This window comes from Rhodococcus marinonascens NBRC 14363 (assembly GCF_001894885.1).
GTDB classification, from domain to species: Bacteria; Actinomycetota; Actinomycetes; order Mycobacteriales; family Mycobacteriaceae; genus Rhodococcus_F; species Rhodococcus_F marinonascens.
In genome coordinates this window covers 87,644-102,261 of sequence record NZ_BCXB01000013.1, presented here as the reverse complement: position 1 = coordinate 102,261, position 14,618 = coordinate 87,644, and the positions used below count along the sequence as shown (strand labels likewise).

The following is a 14,618-nucleotide window of genomic DNA, read 5'->3' as shown; positions in this document are numbered from 1 at the left end:
TCATGAGCATCCTCACCACACTCCGTGAATCCGAGCCGGTCCGGCTCTACGTCTATCCAATCCTCGTCGTCCTTGTCGGTGTCCTGCTGGCACGCGGGGTCATCGACGCGCAGATCGCCGACCTGATCACCGCGGCCGCCACCGGCATCCTCGGTATCACCGCCGCCGAGGCCGCACGAGCGAAGGTCACCCCCGCCGCGAGGGTCGCCGAGGCGGTCGTCGACGTCGCCGACCGGGTGCAGCGCGCCGGCGCCTCCCCGCAGGTGCAGGCCGTCCTCGATCGGGCGCGGGCCGCGGTGACGAACCTCGGCACACCCCACCGGGTCGGGGAGTAGGGGGCGGTGCCCCCGGGTTTCCAGCCCGAGCACCTGTCCAGTCCCACGATCCTCCTCGGGCTCGTCGTCGTACTGATCCTCGCCGGCGCCCTCGTCCCACGGTGGCTGCACAAGTCGGTCATGACGAGGGCGGACAAGGAACGTGACGACTGGCGAGACACGGCCACCAAACAGTCCGAGCAAATTTCCGAACTCCTCGAACAGTCCAAGACGGCGCTCCATATCGGCGAAGAGATCAAGCGTCTCGCCGAGAGGGGCGATGACTGATGCGCTGGCGGAAGTGGAAACGCGACAACCAGGGACTCGATGAGGCGCGCCGCGCACTCGAACGCGCCCGGGATCGCGACGTGGAGATCGCCGAGTTGGGGCGCAAGCATCGAAAAATGCTTGCGGTGAACGGCTTCGGTGAGTCCGCCGAGGCGGCGATCCTCGCACGAAGAGGGAGACAGGCATGAGAGCCGGAATGATCCTCACCGTCCTACTGGGGCTGCTGGTCATCGGGATCTACGACCCAGTGGCCCAGTACGGAATCCTCGTCACGGCACTGGCCGTCCTTTCCTGGACTTTCACACTCCTGTACGCCACACGCTCGAACTGGCGGATCACACAGGCAGGCAAGGCGCTGATGTCCACATCCCTGGGGCTGGCACTGCTGGGCACGCAAATCGTATCCGTGTGGTGGCTGGGCAACTACCGATTCTGCACCGACATTCGGGACGCCGTGGTCCTATACCTCGTGCTCACGATCCTGTATCGCATCCTGGTGCTATGGAAGATCCAGGGACGAGAGCGCGCCGAGTTGAAGGAGGAGCGATGAGCCTGGGATGGCAACCGAAGATCGACGACATATTCCTCTCATACGGGCAGGACTGGATCTTCGAACGCACCAACAAGTCCGGCACCCTCAACGCGGGCACCGAGATCTGGGTCGAGTGGCCCAACGGAACCCACTGGGACGGTGTGATCATCGGCGACACCGTGTCCTGGAAGGTCGAAGCCCAGGACGCCGACCTGATTCCGAGCGGCACGAAGTACACCATTCGGGTCCGGTACCCCGACGGCGGCGGAGTCGACCACACCAACTTCAACTGGTACGAGGGCCTCGCGCGTCGTCGCGGAGTCTGATCAGTCGGCGAATTCCACGCACCCCGCATCGAACCCGGTGCGGGCCCTCCCCTTTTGCGACAGGAGCCTGACATGTCCATTGCAGTAGCTGCAACCAAGAACGCCCTCGCCGAAACCTACGGCGCACTCGGCGGCTGGATCAGCGCCCACACCGGCGCACCCGGCACCAACGGCGCGAACGAAGCCAGTGGCGGCGCCTACAGCCGAAAGCAAACCACCTGGGGTACCGCATCGGGTGGCACCATCACCGGCTCGGAGGTCGAGATCGACGCCGAGGCAGGCACGTACACCGCCGCGGGCCTGTGGACCGCCGAGAACGGCGGCACATTCATCGACACCGTGGCCGTCGTCGCGACGACCCTCGGCGCGCCCGGGAAGCTGCGCGTCACCCCGACGTACACCCAAACGTAGGAGGCTCTGGTGCGCACACGCGGCGTGGAGGTATTCCCCGCACCAGATGTGGGCGTCGCCGAGTTCCCGCACGCCGATACCGCGGTGATCGACTTTCCATCCGTGGACTCCGTGGTGGTCGACTTCCCGCCGCCGCCAATCCCGATCATCGAGGGCGTCGCCCACTTCACCGGCACCGGGCGGCTGTCGATATCGGTCCTGGCGATCGGCATCACCGCGCCCGAGTTCATGGGTGAGGGCATGGCGTCTGCGGGCATGTACGCATTCGGCGGCGTCAAGGAATTGGCAGCGGCGTTCACCGGCAACGGCGAGGCGTCCATGGAACTCGCCGTCGTTCTGACAGCAGACTTCAGTAGCGAGGGCGCTGCGACCAGCATGCTCGTGCCCGCGCTCGAGGCGGCGTTCACCGGCGGAGGCACGACGAGTGTGGCGCTGTCCGCGACCGCCCACCTCGACGCCGGCTTCGGCAGCGAGGGCACGACGAACGCAGTCATGGGCGTCGAGGGCGGCGCCTTCCCCGTCGCGGCGAACTTCTCCGGCAACGGTGACGTCGTGGCGCAGATCGTTCCGGTGCAGTACATGGCAGCCGGGTACTCCAGCGCGGGCACCCTCTCTGCCGACATGGTGGAAATACAGACCCTGCCGGCCACCTTCACCGGCGCCGGTCAATTCTCGGTGCAGACGGCACCCGCCCTCGATGCCGAGTTTTCCGGGGCCGGGTCGGCGACGGCGGACATGGAACTCTCCGAAGTTGCGTCTGCGGGTATGCAGAAGTCCGGCGTCTACGAACCAACCGTTGGCCGATCGCGAGTCACCGGCTGGGCGGTCAAAGACGGCTATGCCGGGAGCGTGATCTTCGACAACAAGCTGGTGGTCGCCGGCGCCGGAGAGGCGACGATCACCGGATACGTCGAACGTGCGACGATCATCGGGATGCAGGCGTGGTTATGTGTGAACGACATCGCCGTGGCGACCGGTACAGCCCCGTTTACGCTCCCCCTAGGCTTGACGCTCACTGCCACCGTCGCGCTCAACGCGGGCGACACGGTGAGCTGGGAGATGCACGCCGACCTCTCCGGCGTGCCAAGGATCATCGAGTCCAGCTACATCACGATCGCCCCCGCATAACAGACTGAAACGCCCCCACTCCCTTCGCGAGAGTGGGGGCGTTTCGGCGTCTCTGCAGGTTGGCGGGCTGCTGGGGTTAAGCCTTGGCCAAGGCGGCGAATTGCTTCATGGGTCAGAATCCTCCTGCCGCATTGATCATGCTCAACGCGATGAAGATGATCACTGACGAGATTAGGATCGATCCGATTATCGCAGGCATGATCTGCGACGGCCTAACCTCTACGTGAATTACAGGATCTCGCGTGGCTTCGGTCCACCTGGACCCATTCCAGTAGCGCTGTATGGTCGGATTCTCAGGGTCGATGCGCCACCCTGCGGGCATTGGAGTTTGCTCAGTCACTCCCGATTCATACCAGACGGACCGGACGTTACGGATGCCTTCCGGGGCGTGCACCCCGGGGGCGTCGTCGCGTCCGGGTGCGACACGACAACGCCCCCCACCGTCGAGTGGGGGGCGATTCGCCGTTCCGTGGGAACCGAACGCCGGGCCGCTGCGTCACACCAGATATGGACCCCGAAGAAGCGGCCGCGATCCGCGATGAAGGCGGAGACCCGGACGACCCGAAACCTCTGGAGGCCATCGACTTCGTGCGCTGGGAATTGGCGATGCTCCGTGACCGCGACGAAGACGCCCCCACGTCGGGATGAGGCAGGGGCGTGTCAGCGTTGGAGCTAGCCGGAGATGACCTCCCACCGAGTCAACTCGAATTCCTCGGACGGCTTCCCGTTCCAGAGATGCATCTGGAAGTCAGAATCCTTGACCTTCACATCATTGATCACCTCGTCGCCATCGACCTGATAGCTCTCGACCCACACCTTCGAGATCTGGCCGGAAAGGGGTGAGGCCTTGAGCGCTTTCGCGTATGCCGTCGCGATAGGGCGAAGATCGTCTGCCGTCGTGACGGCGGGGTCGCATATGTCGATCGCCGCGCCGAACATGCCCGGCTCGCCGCTGATCGCGGTGTACCGCCCGCCGACGAGGATCGCATCGTCTGGCAAAGGGACGGAAGAGGCTGTCGCCGCGAAGTCGGCGTTCTCGATAGCGATGGGGTCCGAGCAGGATGCGGCCGACGTCGATGCGCCTGAATCGCCGCACGCGCCGAGCAGTAGCACGGCGGTGGACGACAGGGCGATTGTGGCGATTGTCCGATTCATCCGCGAATCAAACCACACACCCCGCTTCTTGGCATGACAACGCCCCACCTCGGGAAGGTGGGGGCGTTTCGTCGTCTCTAGGGGCGTGTCAGCCACCCACCCGGTCGGTATGTGATGGCAGCATCAGCTCCCGCACAACGCAACATCACCGACGAAAGAGGAATCCTTGAAGACATCCGTTCGCGCCGCGATAACCGCAGTGGTCGCCGCCCCGCTCCTGGCTACCGTGTTCGCGGCACCTGCCCAGGCTGCACCCGAGGACGTCACCCTCTCGGCGACAACCGAGGGCAAGGACATGATCGTGACCATCACCAACAACAGCGAGTCGAAGATCGAGTGCACTACGTACACATCCCGGCCTATATCCGGCAATTTGGGGAGCTTTATGTTTCGCGACGTCATCATGGATGTCGAACCCGGCAGCGCGGATAGTGTGAGGGTTACCGCCAAGGTGCGCGGGGAACACACCATCGATTGGTCTTGTGACGCTTCCGATGGCGGCGAGCGTTGGGGGACATTCGTGGGCACGGCCGAGCCATTCGAGATCACCTTCGAAGATCGAACCTTCGGCAGCGTAAACGTAATCGTCAGCCAGCTGCTGGAATCGATCTTCGACAGCTGACCCGAGACCACGAAGGCCCCGCCACACCGGCGGGGCCTTCACCTCGTTCGGCCGGACTTCCATTCAGACGTTGAGACGCCCCCACCTTCTCAGGTGGGGGCGATTCGTCGGGCGTGTCAGCCCGCCTGCGCCTTCGCAACCCAGCCGCGCACTGCGTTCCCGGAGGCTCCGATCTGGCGCCCGGCTTCGCGCTGCGAAACCCCGGCTGCGACGAGTGCGAGGGCCTCTGCGATCTGCTCAGGGGTGTACTTCGCGGCGGTCGGCGGCTTCACACTGAGCACCTCGGGCTGCGCAGCTTCGCGGGGGACGAGGTGCAGCTGCGAGGTGCGTGCGACGTCCTCGGCCTCGACGTGCGGCTGCGAGTTCCAGTCGCCCTTCGCGGGTGCGACGTGCGAAGCGTGCAGGTCGGAAGCGGTTCGCACTGCGCGGTCGGCCGGCGCACTGCTAGGTGCGACGTCGGGCGTGCTCTTCGCGGGTGCGTTGCTCGGCTGCGACATCACGGTTTCGGCTGTGCTCTTCGCAGGCTCCTTCGCGGGTGCGCTCTTCGCAGTGGCACTGCGCGCAGGCTCCGGTGTGGGCTGCGAGTTCGCAGTCGGTGCGAGGTGCGCACCCTCGGCTGCGAGTTCGCGTTGCAGCTTCACCGCGAGGTGAGGGATGGCGAGCAGAAACAGCGGCGGCACCACCGACACCGCGGCGGAAGCGAGAGGCGGCAACGCCCCAGGAGGCGGCTGCTCACCCGGAAGCAAGGCAGTCGCAACAGCCGCAATGACCGACACCCCGGTGCCGGCCAGGAGGAGACACCAGGCATACCCACGTGAGCGCATCCGCATCACACCAACCGTTGCCGCGACCGCGAGACCGTCAACGATCAGCGGCCAAAGTAACGCCATGACTGGGCTGTAGCCGCCACGGCCCGCAAGCTCGGTCAACTTGCTGTAGGAGAGCACGAACGCCAAAGCGGCGAGCGCGTAGGTCAGGCCGACCATCACGACAGCATCGAAACGGAGGCGGGTCACCGGTTGCCCTCCATCCGTGCGCGGGGCAGGAGGTTCGGTCGGCAGGTCGGGCAGGCGGTGTCGGCGTCGAGCCAGCCGTTGTCGCACTCGCAGGCGGGTTTGAGCTGCACGGTCAGGAATCCGGGAGCGGGAAGCGCCTTCCACGACTCGATCCAGGCGTTCGCGAACTTCGCCGGGTCCATCGGCCGGTGCTGGGCCTTGGCGTGTGCTGCGAGGGCCTGGGCGCCGTGGAGGTCGATCAGGTGGCGGATCGCTGTCCGGTCATGGGCCGAGAGCCGATCGAAGCGGGCAGCGAGTCCCACTGCCCGGATCACGGATTCGAGTTCGTCGATCCGGGTGGTTGTTTCATCGAGTTCGCCGCCGCCGCTCGCAGCTGCTGGCGGTTCTTGGGGGTTCAATGATGGTTCGGGTGTCACCGGTGCCAGGGTTGGGGTGTCACCCACGCCAGGGTTGGCGGTCACCGGTGCCAGGGTTGGCGACTCAACCCGGTCAATTTGACAGGGTGTCATTTTGACGGGGTTGGTGACCTGTGGATAACTGTCCGTATCCGACCCCAACCCGGTCGATTTGCCGGGGTTGGTGATGATCCGGTAGCGGTTCGTGGCGCGTCCGCGTGAGAAGCCTTCGCGGACGAGGAGTCCGGCATCCTCGAGCTTGCGTACCGAGCGACGTGCTGTCGATTCACTGCACCGTGCGCGGCGTGCGACCGAGTCGATCGACGGCCAGCACAGGCCGCTGTCGTCGGCCCAGTCGGCCAGACACAGCAGCACGAGCGTCTGAGTGGAGTCCTTCACCGGGGCCTCGTCGAGGACCCATGTCATCATGCGGATGCTCATCGGGTCACCACCGTGGTGCCGAGGGTCTCCCACTCGTGGGCATCGAAGAAGAGGTTCGCTTCGAGCTGCTGATGGATCAAGCCGTGGACGGCGGCGATCGGATCAGAGCTGGGGGTAATGGTGGCGAGGTATTTTAGAGCGTCCTCGAAACGCTGCCCCATGAGCTGTGGGCGCGTGTAGATACACGTATGCTGATGCACGTTCGACTCCTCAGTTAAGTCGGACCACGCCCCGGGCCTGTGTCTAGCAGGTGCCGGGGTCTCTTTTTTTAGTTGACGGGCTTCACCGTACACCCCAGTCCAAGCAGATCGGGCCTCCGCGCCGAAATCCTGCTGTCTCTGTACTGCCTCATAACTGTCCGTCATTCACGATTACCTGGGACTATCCAGAACCATCTGAGACCATCAGAAATAGAAGAAACCCCAGGTAGAAAGCTTCTCTACCTGGGGTTTTCTCTGTGCGCCCGAAGGGATTCGAACCCCTAACCTCTTGATCCGTAGTCAAGTGCTCTATCCGTTGAGCTACGGGCGCATAGATATTCAGTTTTCGGTTACCGGCCGACTATCACCGGTCTGGCGGAGGCGAGAGGATTTGAACCTCCGGTCCCTCGTAAAAGGGACAACTCATTAGCAGTGAGTCCCATTCGGCCGCTCTGGCACGCCTCCCTGGGGTGGTTCCGATCCCTTCGGACCGCCGGAGCGAAAGATTACACACCTTTCCAGCGCAAGACAAAACTGCTGGTCAGCGAAGAGCCGGGACGCTACCGCAGGTGACTGTCGAACCAGTCGAAGATCCGCCGCTGGGCGTCGATGATGGCCTCCGCAATCGGGTCGTCTTCCTGCCCATCGGGCACCTGGGGCGGCTCGTCCGCGCGATGCGCGAGTCCGGCGTAGCTCACGATGAGCGCCGCGACGTCGGACCTGGCGCTGGCCTCACGCAACAACTCGACATCCGCGTGGGGAGTGGACGGGTCGTCCTCCCCGTACAGACCCAGCCACGGGGCCTTCAGATCGGGTGCCGCCTGAACCAACGCGGGAGCCTCCGCCGACAGCGGTTCGACGATCCCGCGGGCGGCCACGCTCACGACGGCGCCGACTCGACGCGTCGTGGCAACGAGCATTGCCGCGGTGCCCGCGTCGTCGAAGCCGAGCACACCCACACAATCGGCATACACGCCGCGTGAGACCAGCCAGTCGAAGGTGGCGTCGAAATCCGCGAACAACGATTCGCCGAAGACTTCGGCCGCGCCGTGCGCCGGTTCCCGGTAGAACAAGTGCGGTGCGACCACCACCCACCCCTCGAGCGCGAGAGACCGCATCAGATCGAGGAGAGGTTCACTGAAAATGCGCGACTCGTGGAGGACCACGATCCCGCCCCGAGTAGGACCGTCCGGCTCGATCGCGGTGAGCGGAACGTCCGCTCGCGGGCCTGCGGGCGCGTCGCCGACCATCCGGAGAGCGGCAGTGTCCTTGAAGAATCCCGGCATTCCACCACCTTGGCACGAAGGGGACGGTGGCGCACGGGATCGGGAAGCGCATAATCGCCTGGTGACTCCGCGAATGGAAACTCCGCGAACAAGGGCAGATCTCGACACGATCCCGGCCTACGTGCCCGGCAAGAACTCTCCGGGTGCGATCAAGCTGGCCAGCAACGAGACCACACTGGGTCCGTTGCCGAGTGTGCGGAAGGCGATCGCCGACGCCGTCGACAACGCCAACCGATATCCGGACAACGGTCATATCGCCCTGATCGCGTCACTGGCCGATCACCTCGGTGTCGCCACAGCGAACATCGCCGCGGGGTGCGGTTCGGTGAGCCTGTGCCAGGAATTGGTTCAGGCCACCTGTATCGACGGAGACGAGGTCGTCTTCGCATGGCGGTCGTTCGAGGCCTACCCCGTCGTCGCTCAGGTGGCGGGCGCGACGCCGGTACGAGTTCCGCTCACCGCCGACCACGGTCACGACCTCGACGCCATGCTGGCGGCGATCACGGACCGCACCCGACTGATCTTCGTCTGCAACCCCAACAATCCCACCGGCACCGCTCTGACCAAGACCGAACTCGAGCGGTTCCTCGATGCCGTTCCCACGCACATTCTCGTGGCGCTCGACGAGGCCTACTTCGAGTACAACCGGTCCGACGCCGACGGCATCGCGCTGTTCCGCGACCGTCCCAACTTGGTGGTTCTCCGAACCTTCTCCAAGGCTTACGGCCTGGCCGGTATCCGCGTGGGTTACGCCGTCGCCGACCCTGCCGTGATCTCCGCACTGGGCAAGGTGCACATCGCGTTCGCCGTGAACGCCGTCGCGCAGGCCGCAGCGATCGCCTCGCTGGCAGCGTCCGACGAACTCCTGGCCCGCACCGACGGCGTCATCGCGGAACGGAACCGGGTGCGCGACGCCCTGCTGTCGACCGGCTACAAGGTTGCCGAATCGGCAGCCAACTTCGTCTATCTCCCGTTGGGTACCCGGTCGCGACCGTTCGCAGCGGCGAGCGCCGAAGCCGGCGTGCTGTTGCGACCCTACGGGGACGACGGGGTGCGCATCACGATCGGCGATCCCCACGAGAACGACGCCTTCCTCGCGTTCGCGGGGAGCGACGATGCCCGCTCGACGGCGAACCTCATGGTCGGCCGATAGAGACGGGTCAGGCTGCGAGCGCCTGCTGCAAGACCGGCCACGAAGTGCGTAGTTCGTCTTGCCAGTACGGCCACGAATGTGTGCCGTTGGGGCGGTAGTTGAACGTCGCCGGGATGTCGAGTTGAGCCAGTCGATCCTGGAACGTGAGCGTGCAGAGGTGCGCCGCCAACTCGAGAGGACCACCGATCGCGATCGTCGACAACAGGTCGGTCCCGTTGTCATACGGCCCGGGGAGTCCGTTGCCTGTCGAGATATAGATCTGCTTTCCGCGCAGGGCTTCGGCATTCGCCCAGGGATCATGTGAGGACCAGGCCGGATCGGCGCCGGGGCCCCACATGTTGGTCGGGTTCCCCCCCTTGAACACCACGGTGCCACGAACCGACTCGCGCGCGCTGGGGTGCGTGTTGTCGAGGCATCCACTGTAGGAGGCCAGGCCGGTGTAGAGATCCGGGTGCCGGGTGACGAGATTGGCCGCGCCCATCCCGCCCATCGACACACCCGCGGCGGCGTTGACTCCGTTTCCGTTGAAGTTCGCATCAATGATCGGCGGAAGTTCGTTGGCCAGGAACGTCTCCCACTGGTTGACACCGAGTGCGGGGTCCGGCAGTAGCCAGTCGGTGTAGTAGCTGGCGGTGCCACCCACCGGCAGCACGACGTTGACGTTCTTATCGGCGAAGAACTGGACGGCATCGGTCTGCTGCGTCCAGGTGCTCTCCTGGAAGTTCGACTCCTCACCGGCACTGACACCGTCGAGCAGGTACAGCGAGGGTCGCGACCCGTCACCGGCCGGATGCAGGACCTGTACCTGAATCACGCGGCCCATGGACGGTGAATTGACAAAGACAGCGCTACGCGTGTCGGTGAGCTTCACGATCTCGTCGATGCTCGCCGCCCCGCTTCCCTGTGGTGCGAGCGGAGCGGGCGAAGGTTCGGCGACAGCAGTTGTCCCCGACCCCAGAAGAGTCAGGGACACTGCCAACCCGAAAGCAGCGAATGCTTGGCGACGCATCCAGAAACCTCATCTTCCCAGGACGGTGTGACCCCCGCCCCGATTTACGTAGTGCGAAACACTCGCGGTCACGCCGAGACTAGAGGATTTGCGATAAGTGTGCGCGTCAAGTTCCCGGCACCTCTTGCGATATGCGTTAGCTGTCACTAACGTATTGGAGGTGCTCGATCAGTTGGCAGTCGCAGCTGAACCCACTCGGAGACGTCTCATGCAACTGCTGACATCTGGGGAACAGACCGTCAACAACCTTGCCGACCACTTCCCGGCGAGCCGGTCTGCGATATCGCAACATCTCCGAGTGCTCACCGAGGCAGGGCTGGTGACTTCACGCAAGGACGGACGCTTCAGGTACTACCGACTCGACCCCCGAGGGCTCGCGCAACTTCGCGCCCTTTTCGACTCGTTCTGGATAGACGAACTCCGCCGCCTCGTCGAGGATGCCACTGAGAAAGACGCCACCGAGAAAGACGCCACCGAGTAAGCACCATCCAAAGGAGACAGCTGATGCCTTTCGACAAGACCGTGATCGTCCCGCTGGACCCGGACGCCACGTTCGACCTCGTCACCAAACCGGAACGACTACGTCGATGGCAGGCCATCGCGGCCCGCGTCGACTTACATGCGGGCGGCGAGTACCGATGGACCATCGTTCCCGGTCATTCGGCCGCGGGCACCGTCCGCGAAATCGAACCCGGCCGGCGCGTGGTCTTCACGTGGGGGTGGGAAGGCGACGACGAACTCCCGCCCGGATCGTCCACCGTCGCGGTGACACTGACGCCCATCAACGGCGGGACCGAGGTGCGACTGGTCCACGACGGCCTCGACGACGTCCAGGCTGCCCGCCACGCAGAGGGCTGGAACCATTATCTGGACCGTCTCGTCGCCACCGCGGAAACGGGCGACGCCGGCCCGGACGAGTGGGCAGCCGTGCCCGATCCACTGGACGAACTATCAAGTGCCGAAGCGGCATTGGCTGTCGTGCAACGAGTGTTGCGCGACTTCACGGACGGTGACATGTCGAGGCAGACTCCGTGCGCCGAGTTCACCGTCTCGCAATTGGCCGATCATCTCGTCCGTTCCATCATGAACCTCGGGGGCGCCGTCGGCGCGAAAGTCGACGACGACCCCACGAAACCGCTCGAGATCCGAATCGCCGACGCGGCTCAGCCCGCACTGGAGGCATGGCGTGCTCGCGGCTTGGACGGCACGGTGACGCTCGGCGCGAACCCGATGCCCGCAACCATGGTCGTGGGCATTCTTTCGCTCGAATTCCTAGTTCATGCTTGGGATTTAGCTGCAACAGTCGATCGGAACGTAGTGGTAGACCCCGCCCTCGCCGAATACGTTCTCGGATTGGCTCACACCATAATCCCGTCGGGAGACCGCACCGGAACGGGCTTTGCGGAAGCGCTTCCCGCGGAGCACACCACCGACTCCCTCGAGCGTCTGATCGCGTACACCGGCCGTTCTCTCTCGACGGCCTGAACCCTCACACCGAAAGGAATTGTCATGCCTACCAAGTCGGAATATGCCCAGGGAACACCGAACTGGTTCGACGTGCAGGTCAGCGACCAGGCCGCGGCGAAGATTTTCTACTCGGAACTACTCGGGTGGGACTACGACGACCAACCGATGCCTGAAGGTCCCATCTATTCGATGGCCACCGTCCGCGGCGAGCAGGTTGCTGCCATAGCGCCCCAATCTCCGGACGTCGCGCGGGCCGGCGCGCCGGCGATGTGGAACACCTACATCGCTGTCGATGATGTCGACGAAACCGTCGGCAAGGTTGCCGGCGCCGGTGGTCAGGTTCTGATGCCACCGTTCGACGTCATGGAAGCCGGCCGCATGGCATTCGTCGCCGACCCGACCGGCGCGCCCGTCGGACTGTGGCAGGCGAACAAGCACATCGGCGCCACTCTCGTCGGGGATCCCGGCGCTTGTATCTGGAGCGAACTCAACACCAACGACGTCGACAAGGCTGTCGCCTTCTACGGCAGCGTCGTCGGACTCTCGACCACACAGATGCCGATGGGTCCGGGCAACACGTACACCGTGTTGCACGCGGGCGATGAGCAAGTCGGCGGATGCACCCGTCCACAGGTGGACGGCACCCCGAACCATTGGCGCGTGTACTTCGCGGTCGAGGACGTCGATGCGAGCGCCACGAAGGTCGTCGAACTCGGCGGGAAGATCGTGGAAGAGGCGGTGACCATCCCTACTGTCGGACGGATGGCCGGCGTAGCAGACCCGCAAGGCGCAGTATTCAGCATCATGACTCCCGAGCCGTCACCGGGACAGTAGTCCGCGCCGTAATCGAGGGAGGAGCTTCACTCTATGCAGATGCCCAAACCTACTGAGGAAGACAAACAGTTCTTCCGCTCACTGATCCCCGACAGGCCCGGCATCGAGGTGAAACCGATGTTCGGCAACCTTGGAGCCTTTGTGAACGGGAACATGTTTGCGGGCCTCTTCGGATCGAGCGTCGGGGTACGGCTCCTCGATGACAACGCGAAGAACGAGCTGTCTTCCTTGGACGGCGTGAGCCCATTCGGTCCGGTGGAACGACCCATGCGCGAATACCTCGCACTCCCCGAGCACTGGCGGGAGAGCCCGGATCTTTCGGGACCGTGGGTGGAACGCGCGCTCACCGACGTCGGGGGACTCCCGCCGAAGCAGGCCAAGTAACAAAGGTGACCCCAAAACCGATCAGCCCCAGAGAGACCGGTAGCTTGCCAGCTTGGCAAGCTCGACAACAGAGGAACTCTAAGGGGAGTTAATGAGCAAGACCAACACCATCGTCAGGCGCATCGCGGGCGGAAGCATCGCCCTCGCTGCGATCACCGCGTTCGCTGCACCCGGCATCGCCGCTGCAGACACCGGCAGCAAGGGGTCAGGAAGCCTGGGGGCCGGCAGCACAAAGTTCCTGGGCGGCCTGGGATCGAGCAGCGGGTCGAGCGACAGCGAATCCGGTGTTTCCGCGCCCAAGGTGAGGCCGACCGTCGAGGATCAGACGATAAGCGTCAGTGTTGAGAATCCCAACAATGATAGAGACGCAAAAGACACCAACTGCGGTGCGATGCTCTTCAAGGCCGACGAAGTCGACACCAGGAACTTCGACAAGGCCTTGTGGCCAGATGGTTTCAACCCGGAAACCAACATCTGGACTGGCGAAAGCCAAATCAAGTACTACACGTTCAGCGGCCTCGCAGACGGCAACTACCTTGTCTCAGCGTTGTGCGGAACCCCCGGTAGTGGAGGTACCTGGATCACGCCGATCAAGGTGAAAGTTGGTGGCGAGACCGGCTCGCTCGACAACGTATTCGGTTCGTAGGGCAGTTCCGACAGCTGAACGGTCAACCGCAACACCGACAGTGTTGTAGATCGTTGGTTGTAGATGGTTGCTGGATCACGTGAACGCCCGGCCGGACTATCCCGGCCGGGCGTTTCGCGTACTTGGCCCGTTGCGGGGCGACCTCGTCGATGCAAATCGGTGATCGTGCCGGGTAGTGAGGCAGCGGAGATCGTCCCTGCCGAAGCCAGCCGATATCCGAGGGGTCGACTCGAAAACCTTGCGGACCCAACGGAACCGGTCAACATGCTCAACTGGCGAGCTCAACAACACGGGAATTTTGGGGGGGAGTTAGTGAGTAAGACCATCACCATCGTCAAGCGCATCGCAATCGGAAGCATCATCCTCGCCGGAGTCACCGTGTTTGCCGCGCCCGGCATCGCCGCTGCAGAAACCGATGTCTTGGCGCCGGAGGTGAGAGCGACGGACCGGCTCGGCAAGGTGGGCATCTCGCTGAAGAATCCCAACACGGTCGGAACCTTCTGCGGTGCGGCCGGCTTCCCTGACGACGCTGATACCACGGATCCCGAAGCTGCCGTATGGCCGAAGAACCTTGTGGGTTACGACTGGGCACGCGAGGGCGAGACCAAGGATTACAAGACCGACGGTCTAGATGCGGGCTATTACGTTGTCACAGCCCAATGCGCGACCCCCGATGGTGGGACTGCCGCAGCCTATCCGACGAGGGTAAGGGTGGGCGAGGAGACCGGCTCGCTCGGCCCCTTCGATTTCTCGGTTGCCCTGCCGGCCGCCTATCTTTTCCGCTACCTCATTCGGTTCGCTGGATGTCACAACGCTGCCACGCATAGATGGTCGCTAGATGATGTAGAGCGCCGCGGCTCGACGGGAACTATTGGAACCCACCACCGAGCACTCTGCCCAATGCCCACACCCACATGCCGATGGGCTTTGAGCTGCACCGAATCCCGAGAGTCCGCGAAAGCCGCGCGGAAACGCTAGCACCGGGTAGCATGCCCGACTGGCAAGCTCCAC

At 64.1% G+C, this 14,618-nt stretch carries 21 protein-coding genes, 2 tRNA genes and 1 pseudogene; 15 read left to right on the top strand and 9 right to left on the bottom strand.

Annotation, left to right across the window (positions count from 1 at the left end; genetic code table 11):
- Nucleotides 1-2 precede the first annotated feature (2 nt).
- The 7 genes from RM2_RS24500 (at nt 3) to RM2_RS11605 (ending at nt 2,999) form a co-directional block, all read left to right on the top strand.
- On the top strand, nt 3-335 hold the full coding sequence (locus RM2_RS24500; protein ID WP_072689248.1) for a hypothetical protein: 333 nt from the start codon (nt 3-5) through the stop codon (nt 333-335).
- A gap of 6 nt (nt 336-341) precedes the next feature.
- Complete coding sequence (locus RM2_RS11630; RefSeq protein WP_072689245.1) at nt 342-602, top strand: hypothetical protein; 261 nt, start codon at nt 342-344, stop codon at nt 600-602.
- The gene (locus RM2_RS11625) at nt 602-790 is read left to right on the top strand and encodes a DUF7620 family protein (protein WP_072689243.1); all 189 of its coding nucleotides are present in this window, start codon (nt 602-604) and stop codon (nt 788-790) included. Before RM2_RS11630 ends, RM2_RS11625 begins: the two co-directional genes overlap by 1 nt.
- Nucleotides 787-1,152, top strand: coding sequence for a putative phage holin (locus RM2_RS11620; RefSeq protein ID WP_072689241.1), 366 nt, complete (start codon nt 787-789; stop codon nt 1,150-1,152). The genes RM2_RS11625 and RM2_RS11620 overlap by 4 nt, the downstream gene beginning before the upstream one ends.
- Nucleotides 1,149-1,460 (top strand): LtfC-like domain-containing protein, encoded by a 312-nt coding sequence (locus RM2_RS11615; protein ID WP_072689238.1) that lies wholly within the window; start codon nt 1,149-1,151, stop codon nt 1,458-1,460. The genes RM2_RS11620 and RM2_RS11615 overlap by 4 nt, the downstream gene beginning before the upstream one ends.
- 72 nt (nt 1,461-1,532) lie before the next feature.
- Nucleotides 1,533-1,871, top strand: a complete 339-nt coding sequence (locus tag RM2_RS11610; RefSeq protein ID WP_072689236.1) for a phage tail fiber protein — start codon at nt 1,533-1,535, stop codon at nt 1,869-1,871.
- Nucleotides 1,872-1,880: 9 nt separating this feature from the next.
- On the top strand, nt 1,881-2,999 hold the full coding sequence (locus RM2_RS11605; RefSeq protein WP_139277743.1) for a hypothetical protein: 1,119 nt from the start codon (nt 1,881-1,883) through the stop codon (nt 2,997-2,999).
- 112 nt (nt 3,000-3,111) lie between these two features.
- Here the strand turns inward: RM2_RS11605 and RM2_RS25895 are convergent, their stop codons facing one another.
- Nucleotides 3,112-3,321: a DUF2510 domain-containing protein gene (locus tag RM2_RS25895; protein ID WP_072689233.1), complete on the bottom strand. Its 210-nt coding sequence runs from the start codon at nt 3,319-3,321 to the stop codon at nt 3,112-3,114.
- Nucleotides 3,322-3,506: 185 nt separating this feature from the next.
- Between RM2_RS25895 and RM2_RS24495 the strand changes: the two genes are divergently transcribed.
- Nucleotides 3,507-3,647, top strand: coding sequence for a hypothetical protein (locus RM2_RS24495; protein WP_169846719.1), 141 nt, complete (start codon nt 3,507-3,509; stop codon nt 3,645-3,647).
- Between the two features lie 24 nt (nt 3,648-3,671).
- On the opposite strand, the gene RM2_RS11595 is transcribed toward RM2_RS24495, so the two are convergent.
- Nucleotides 3,672-4,154: a hypothetical protein gene (locus RM2_RS11595; protein WP_072689231.1), complete on the bottom strand. Its 483-nt coding sequence runs from the start codon at nt 4,152-4,154 to the stop codon at nt 3,672-3,674.
- 166 nt (nt 4,155-4,320) lie between these two features.
- Between RM2_RS11595 and RM2_RS11590 the strand changes: the two genes are divergently transcribed.
- The gene (locus tag RM2_RS11590) at nt 4,321-4,776 is read left to right on the top strand and encodes a hypothetical protein (protein WP_139277741.1); all 456 of its coding nucleotides are present in this window, start codon (nt 4,321-4,323) and stop codon (nt 4,774-4,776) included.
- Nucleotides 4,777-4,892: 116 nt separating this feature from the next.
- Here the strand turns inward: RM2_RS11590 and RM2_RS11585 are convergent, their stop codons facing one another.
- The 6 genes from RM2_RS11585 to RM2_RS11560 form a co-directional block, all read right to left on the bottom strand.
- On the bottom strand, nt 4,893-5,792 hold the full coding sequence (locus tag RM2_RS11585) for a DUF2637 domain-containing protein (RefSeq protein WP_072689228.1): 900 nt from the start codon (nt 5,790-5,792) through the stop codon (nt 4,893-4,895).
- Nucleotides 5,789-6,628 carry a helix-turn-helix domain-containing protein gene (locus RM2_RS11580; RefSeq protein WP_072689227.1) on the bottom strand — a complete coding sequence of 280 codons (840 nt, stop codon included), beginning with the start codon at nt 6,626-6,628 and terminating at the stop codon, nt 5,789-5,791. Before RM2_RS11580 ends, RM2_RS11585 begins: the two co-directional genes overlap by 4 nt.
- Nucleotides 6,625-6,828, bottom strand: a complete 204-nt coding sequence (locus RM2_RS23895) for a hypothetical protein (protein WP_139277740.1) — start codon at nt 6,826-6,828, stop codon at nt 6,625-6,627. Before RM2_RS23895 ends, RM2_RS11580 begins: the two co-directional genes overlap by 4 nt.
- 258 nt (nt 6,829-7,086) lie before the next feature.
- Nucleotides 7,087-7,159 (bottom strand) — tRNA-Arg (locus RM2_RS11570).
- 42 nt (nt 7,160-7,201) lie between these two features.
- Nucleotides 7,202-7,293, bottom strand: a tRNA-Ser gene (locus RM2_RS11565).
- 95 nt (nt 7,294-7,388) lie between these two features.
- Nucleotides 7,389-8,114, bottom strand: a complete 726-nt coding sequence (locus tag RM2_RS11560) for a dienelactone hydrolase family protein (RefSeq protein WP_072689224.1) — start codon at nt 8,112-8,114, stop codon at nt 7,389-7,391.
- Between the two features lie 73 nt (nt 8,115-8,187).
- On the opposite strand from RM2_RS11560, the gene hisC reads away from it, so the two are divergent.
- Complete coding sequence (gene hisC, locus RM2_RS11555) at nt 8,188-9,267, top strand: histidinol-phosphate transaminase (protein WP_072689223.1); 1,080 nt, start codon at nt 8,188-8,190, stop codon at nt 9,265-9,267.
- 7 nt (nt 9,268-9,274) lie between these two features.
- On the opposite strand, the gene RM2_RS11550 is transcribed toward hisC, so the two are convergent.
- Entirely contained in the window at nt 9,275-10,276 is a 1,002-nt protein-coding gene (locus RM2_RS11550) for an alpha/beta hydrolase (RefSeq protein WP_072689221.1), read from the bottom strand.
- Between the two features lie 160 nt (nt 10,277-10,436).
- Here RM2_RS11550 and RM2_RS11540 point away from each other — a divergent pair.
- The 5 genes and pseudogenes from RM2_RS11540 to RM2_RS11520 all read left to right on the top strand — a co-directional run bounded on the left by RM2_RS11540 (nt 10,437) and on the right by RM2_RS11520 (nt 14,585).
- Nucleotides 10,437-11,761: pseudogene (locus tag RM2_RS11540) on the top strand (TIGR03086 family metal-binding protein).
- A gap of 24 nt (nt 11,762-11,785) precedes the next feature.
- The gene (locus tag RM2_RS11535) at nt 11,786-12,577 is read left to right on the top strand and encodes a VOC family protein (protein ID WP_072689213.1); all 792 of its coding nucleotides are present in this window, start codon (nt 11,786-11,788) and stop codon (nt 12,575-12,577) included.
- A 39-nt stretch (nt 12,578-12,616) separates the two neighbouring features.
- Nucleotides 12,617-12,961 carry a TfoX/Sxy family protein gene (locus tag RM2_RS11530; protein ID WP_245813855.1) on the top strand — a complete coding sequence of 115 codons (345 nt, stop codon included), beginning with the start codon at nt 12,617-12,619 and terminating at the stop codon, nt 12,959-12,961.
- A 91-nt stretch (nt 12,962-13,052) separates the two neighbouring features.
- Entirely contained in the window at nt 13,053-13,607 is a 555-nt protein-coding gene (locus RM2_RS11525) for a hypothetical protein (RefSeq protein WP_072689209.1), read from the top strand.
- Nucleotides 13,608-13,871: 264 nt separating this feature from the next.
- Nucleotides 13,872-14,585: a hypothetical protein gene (locus RM2_RS11520; RefSeq protein ID WP_139277739.1), complete on the top strand. Its 714-nt coding sequence runs from the start codon at nt 13,872-13,874 to the stop codon at nt 14,583-14,585.
- The last annotated feature ends 33 nt before the right edge of the window (nt 14,586-14,618 follow it).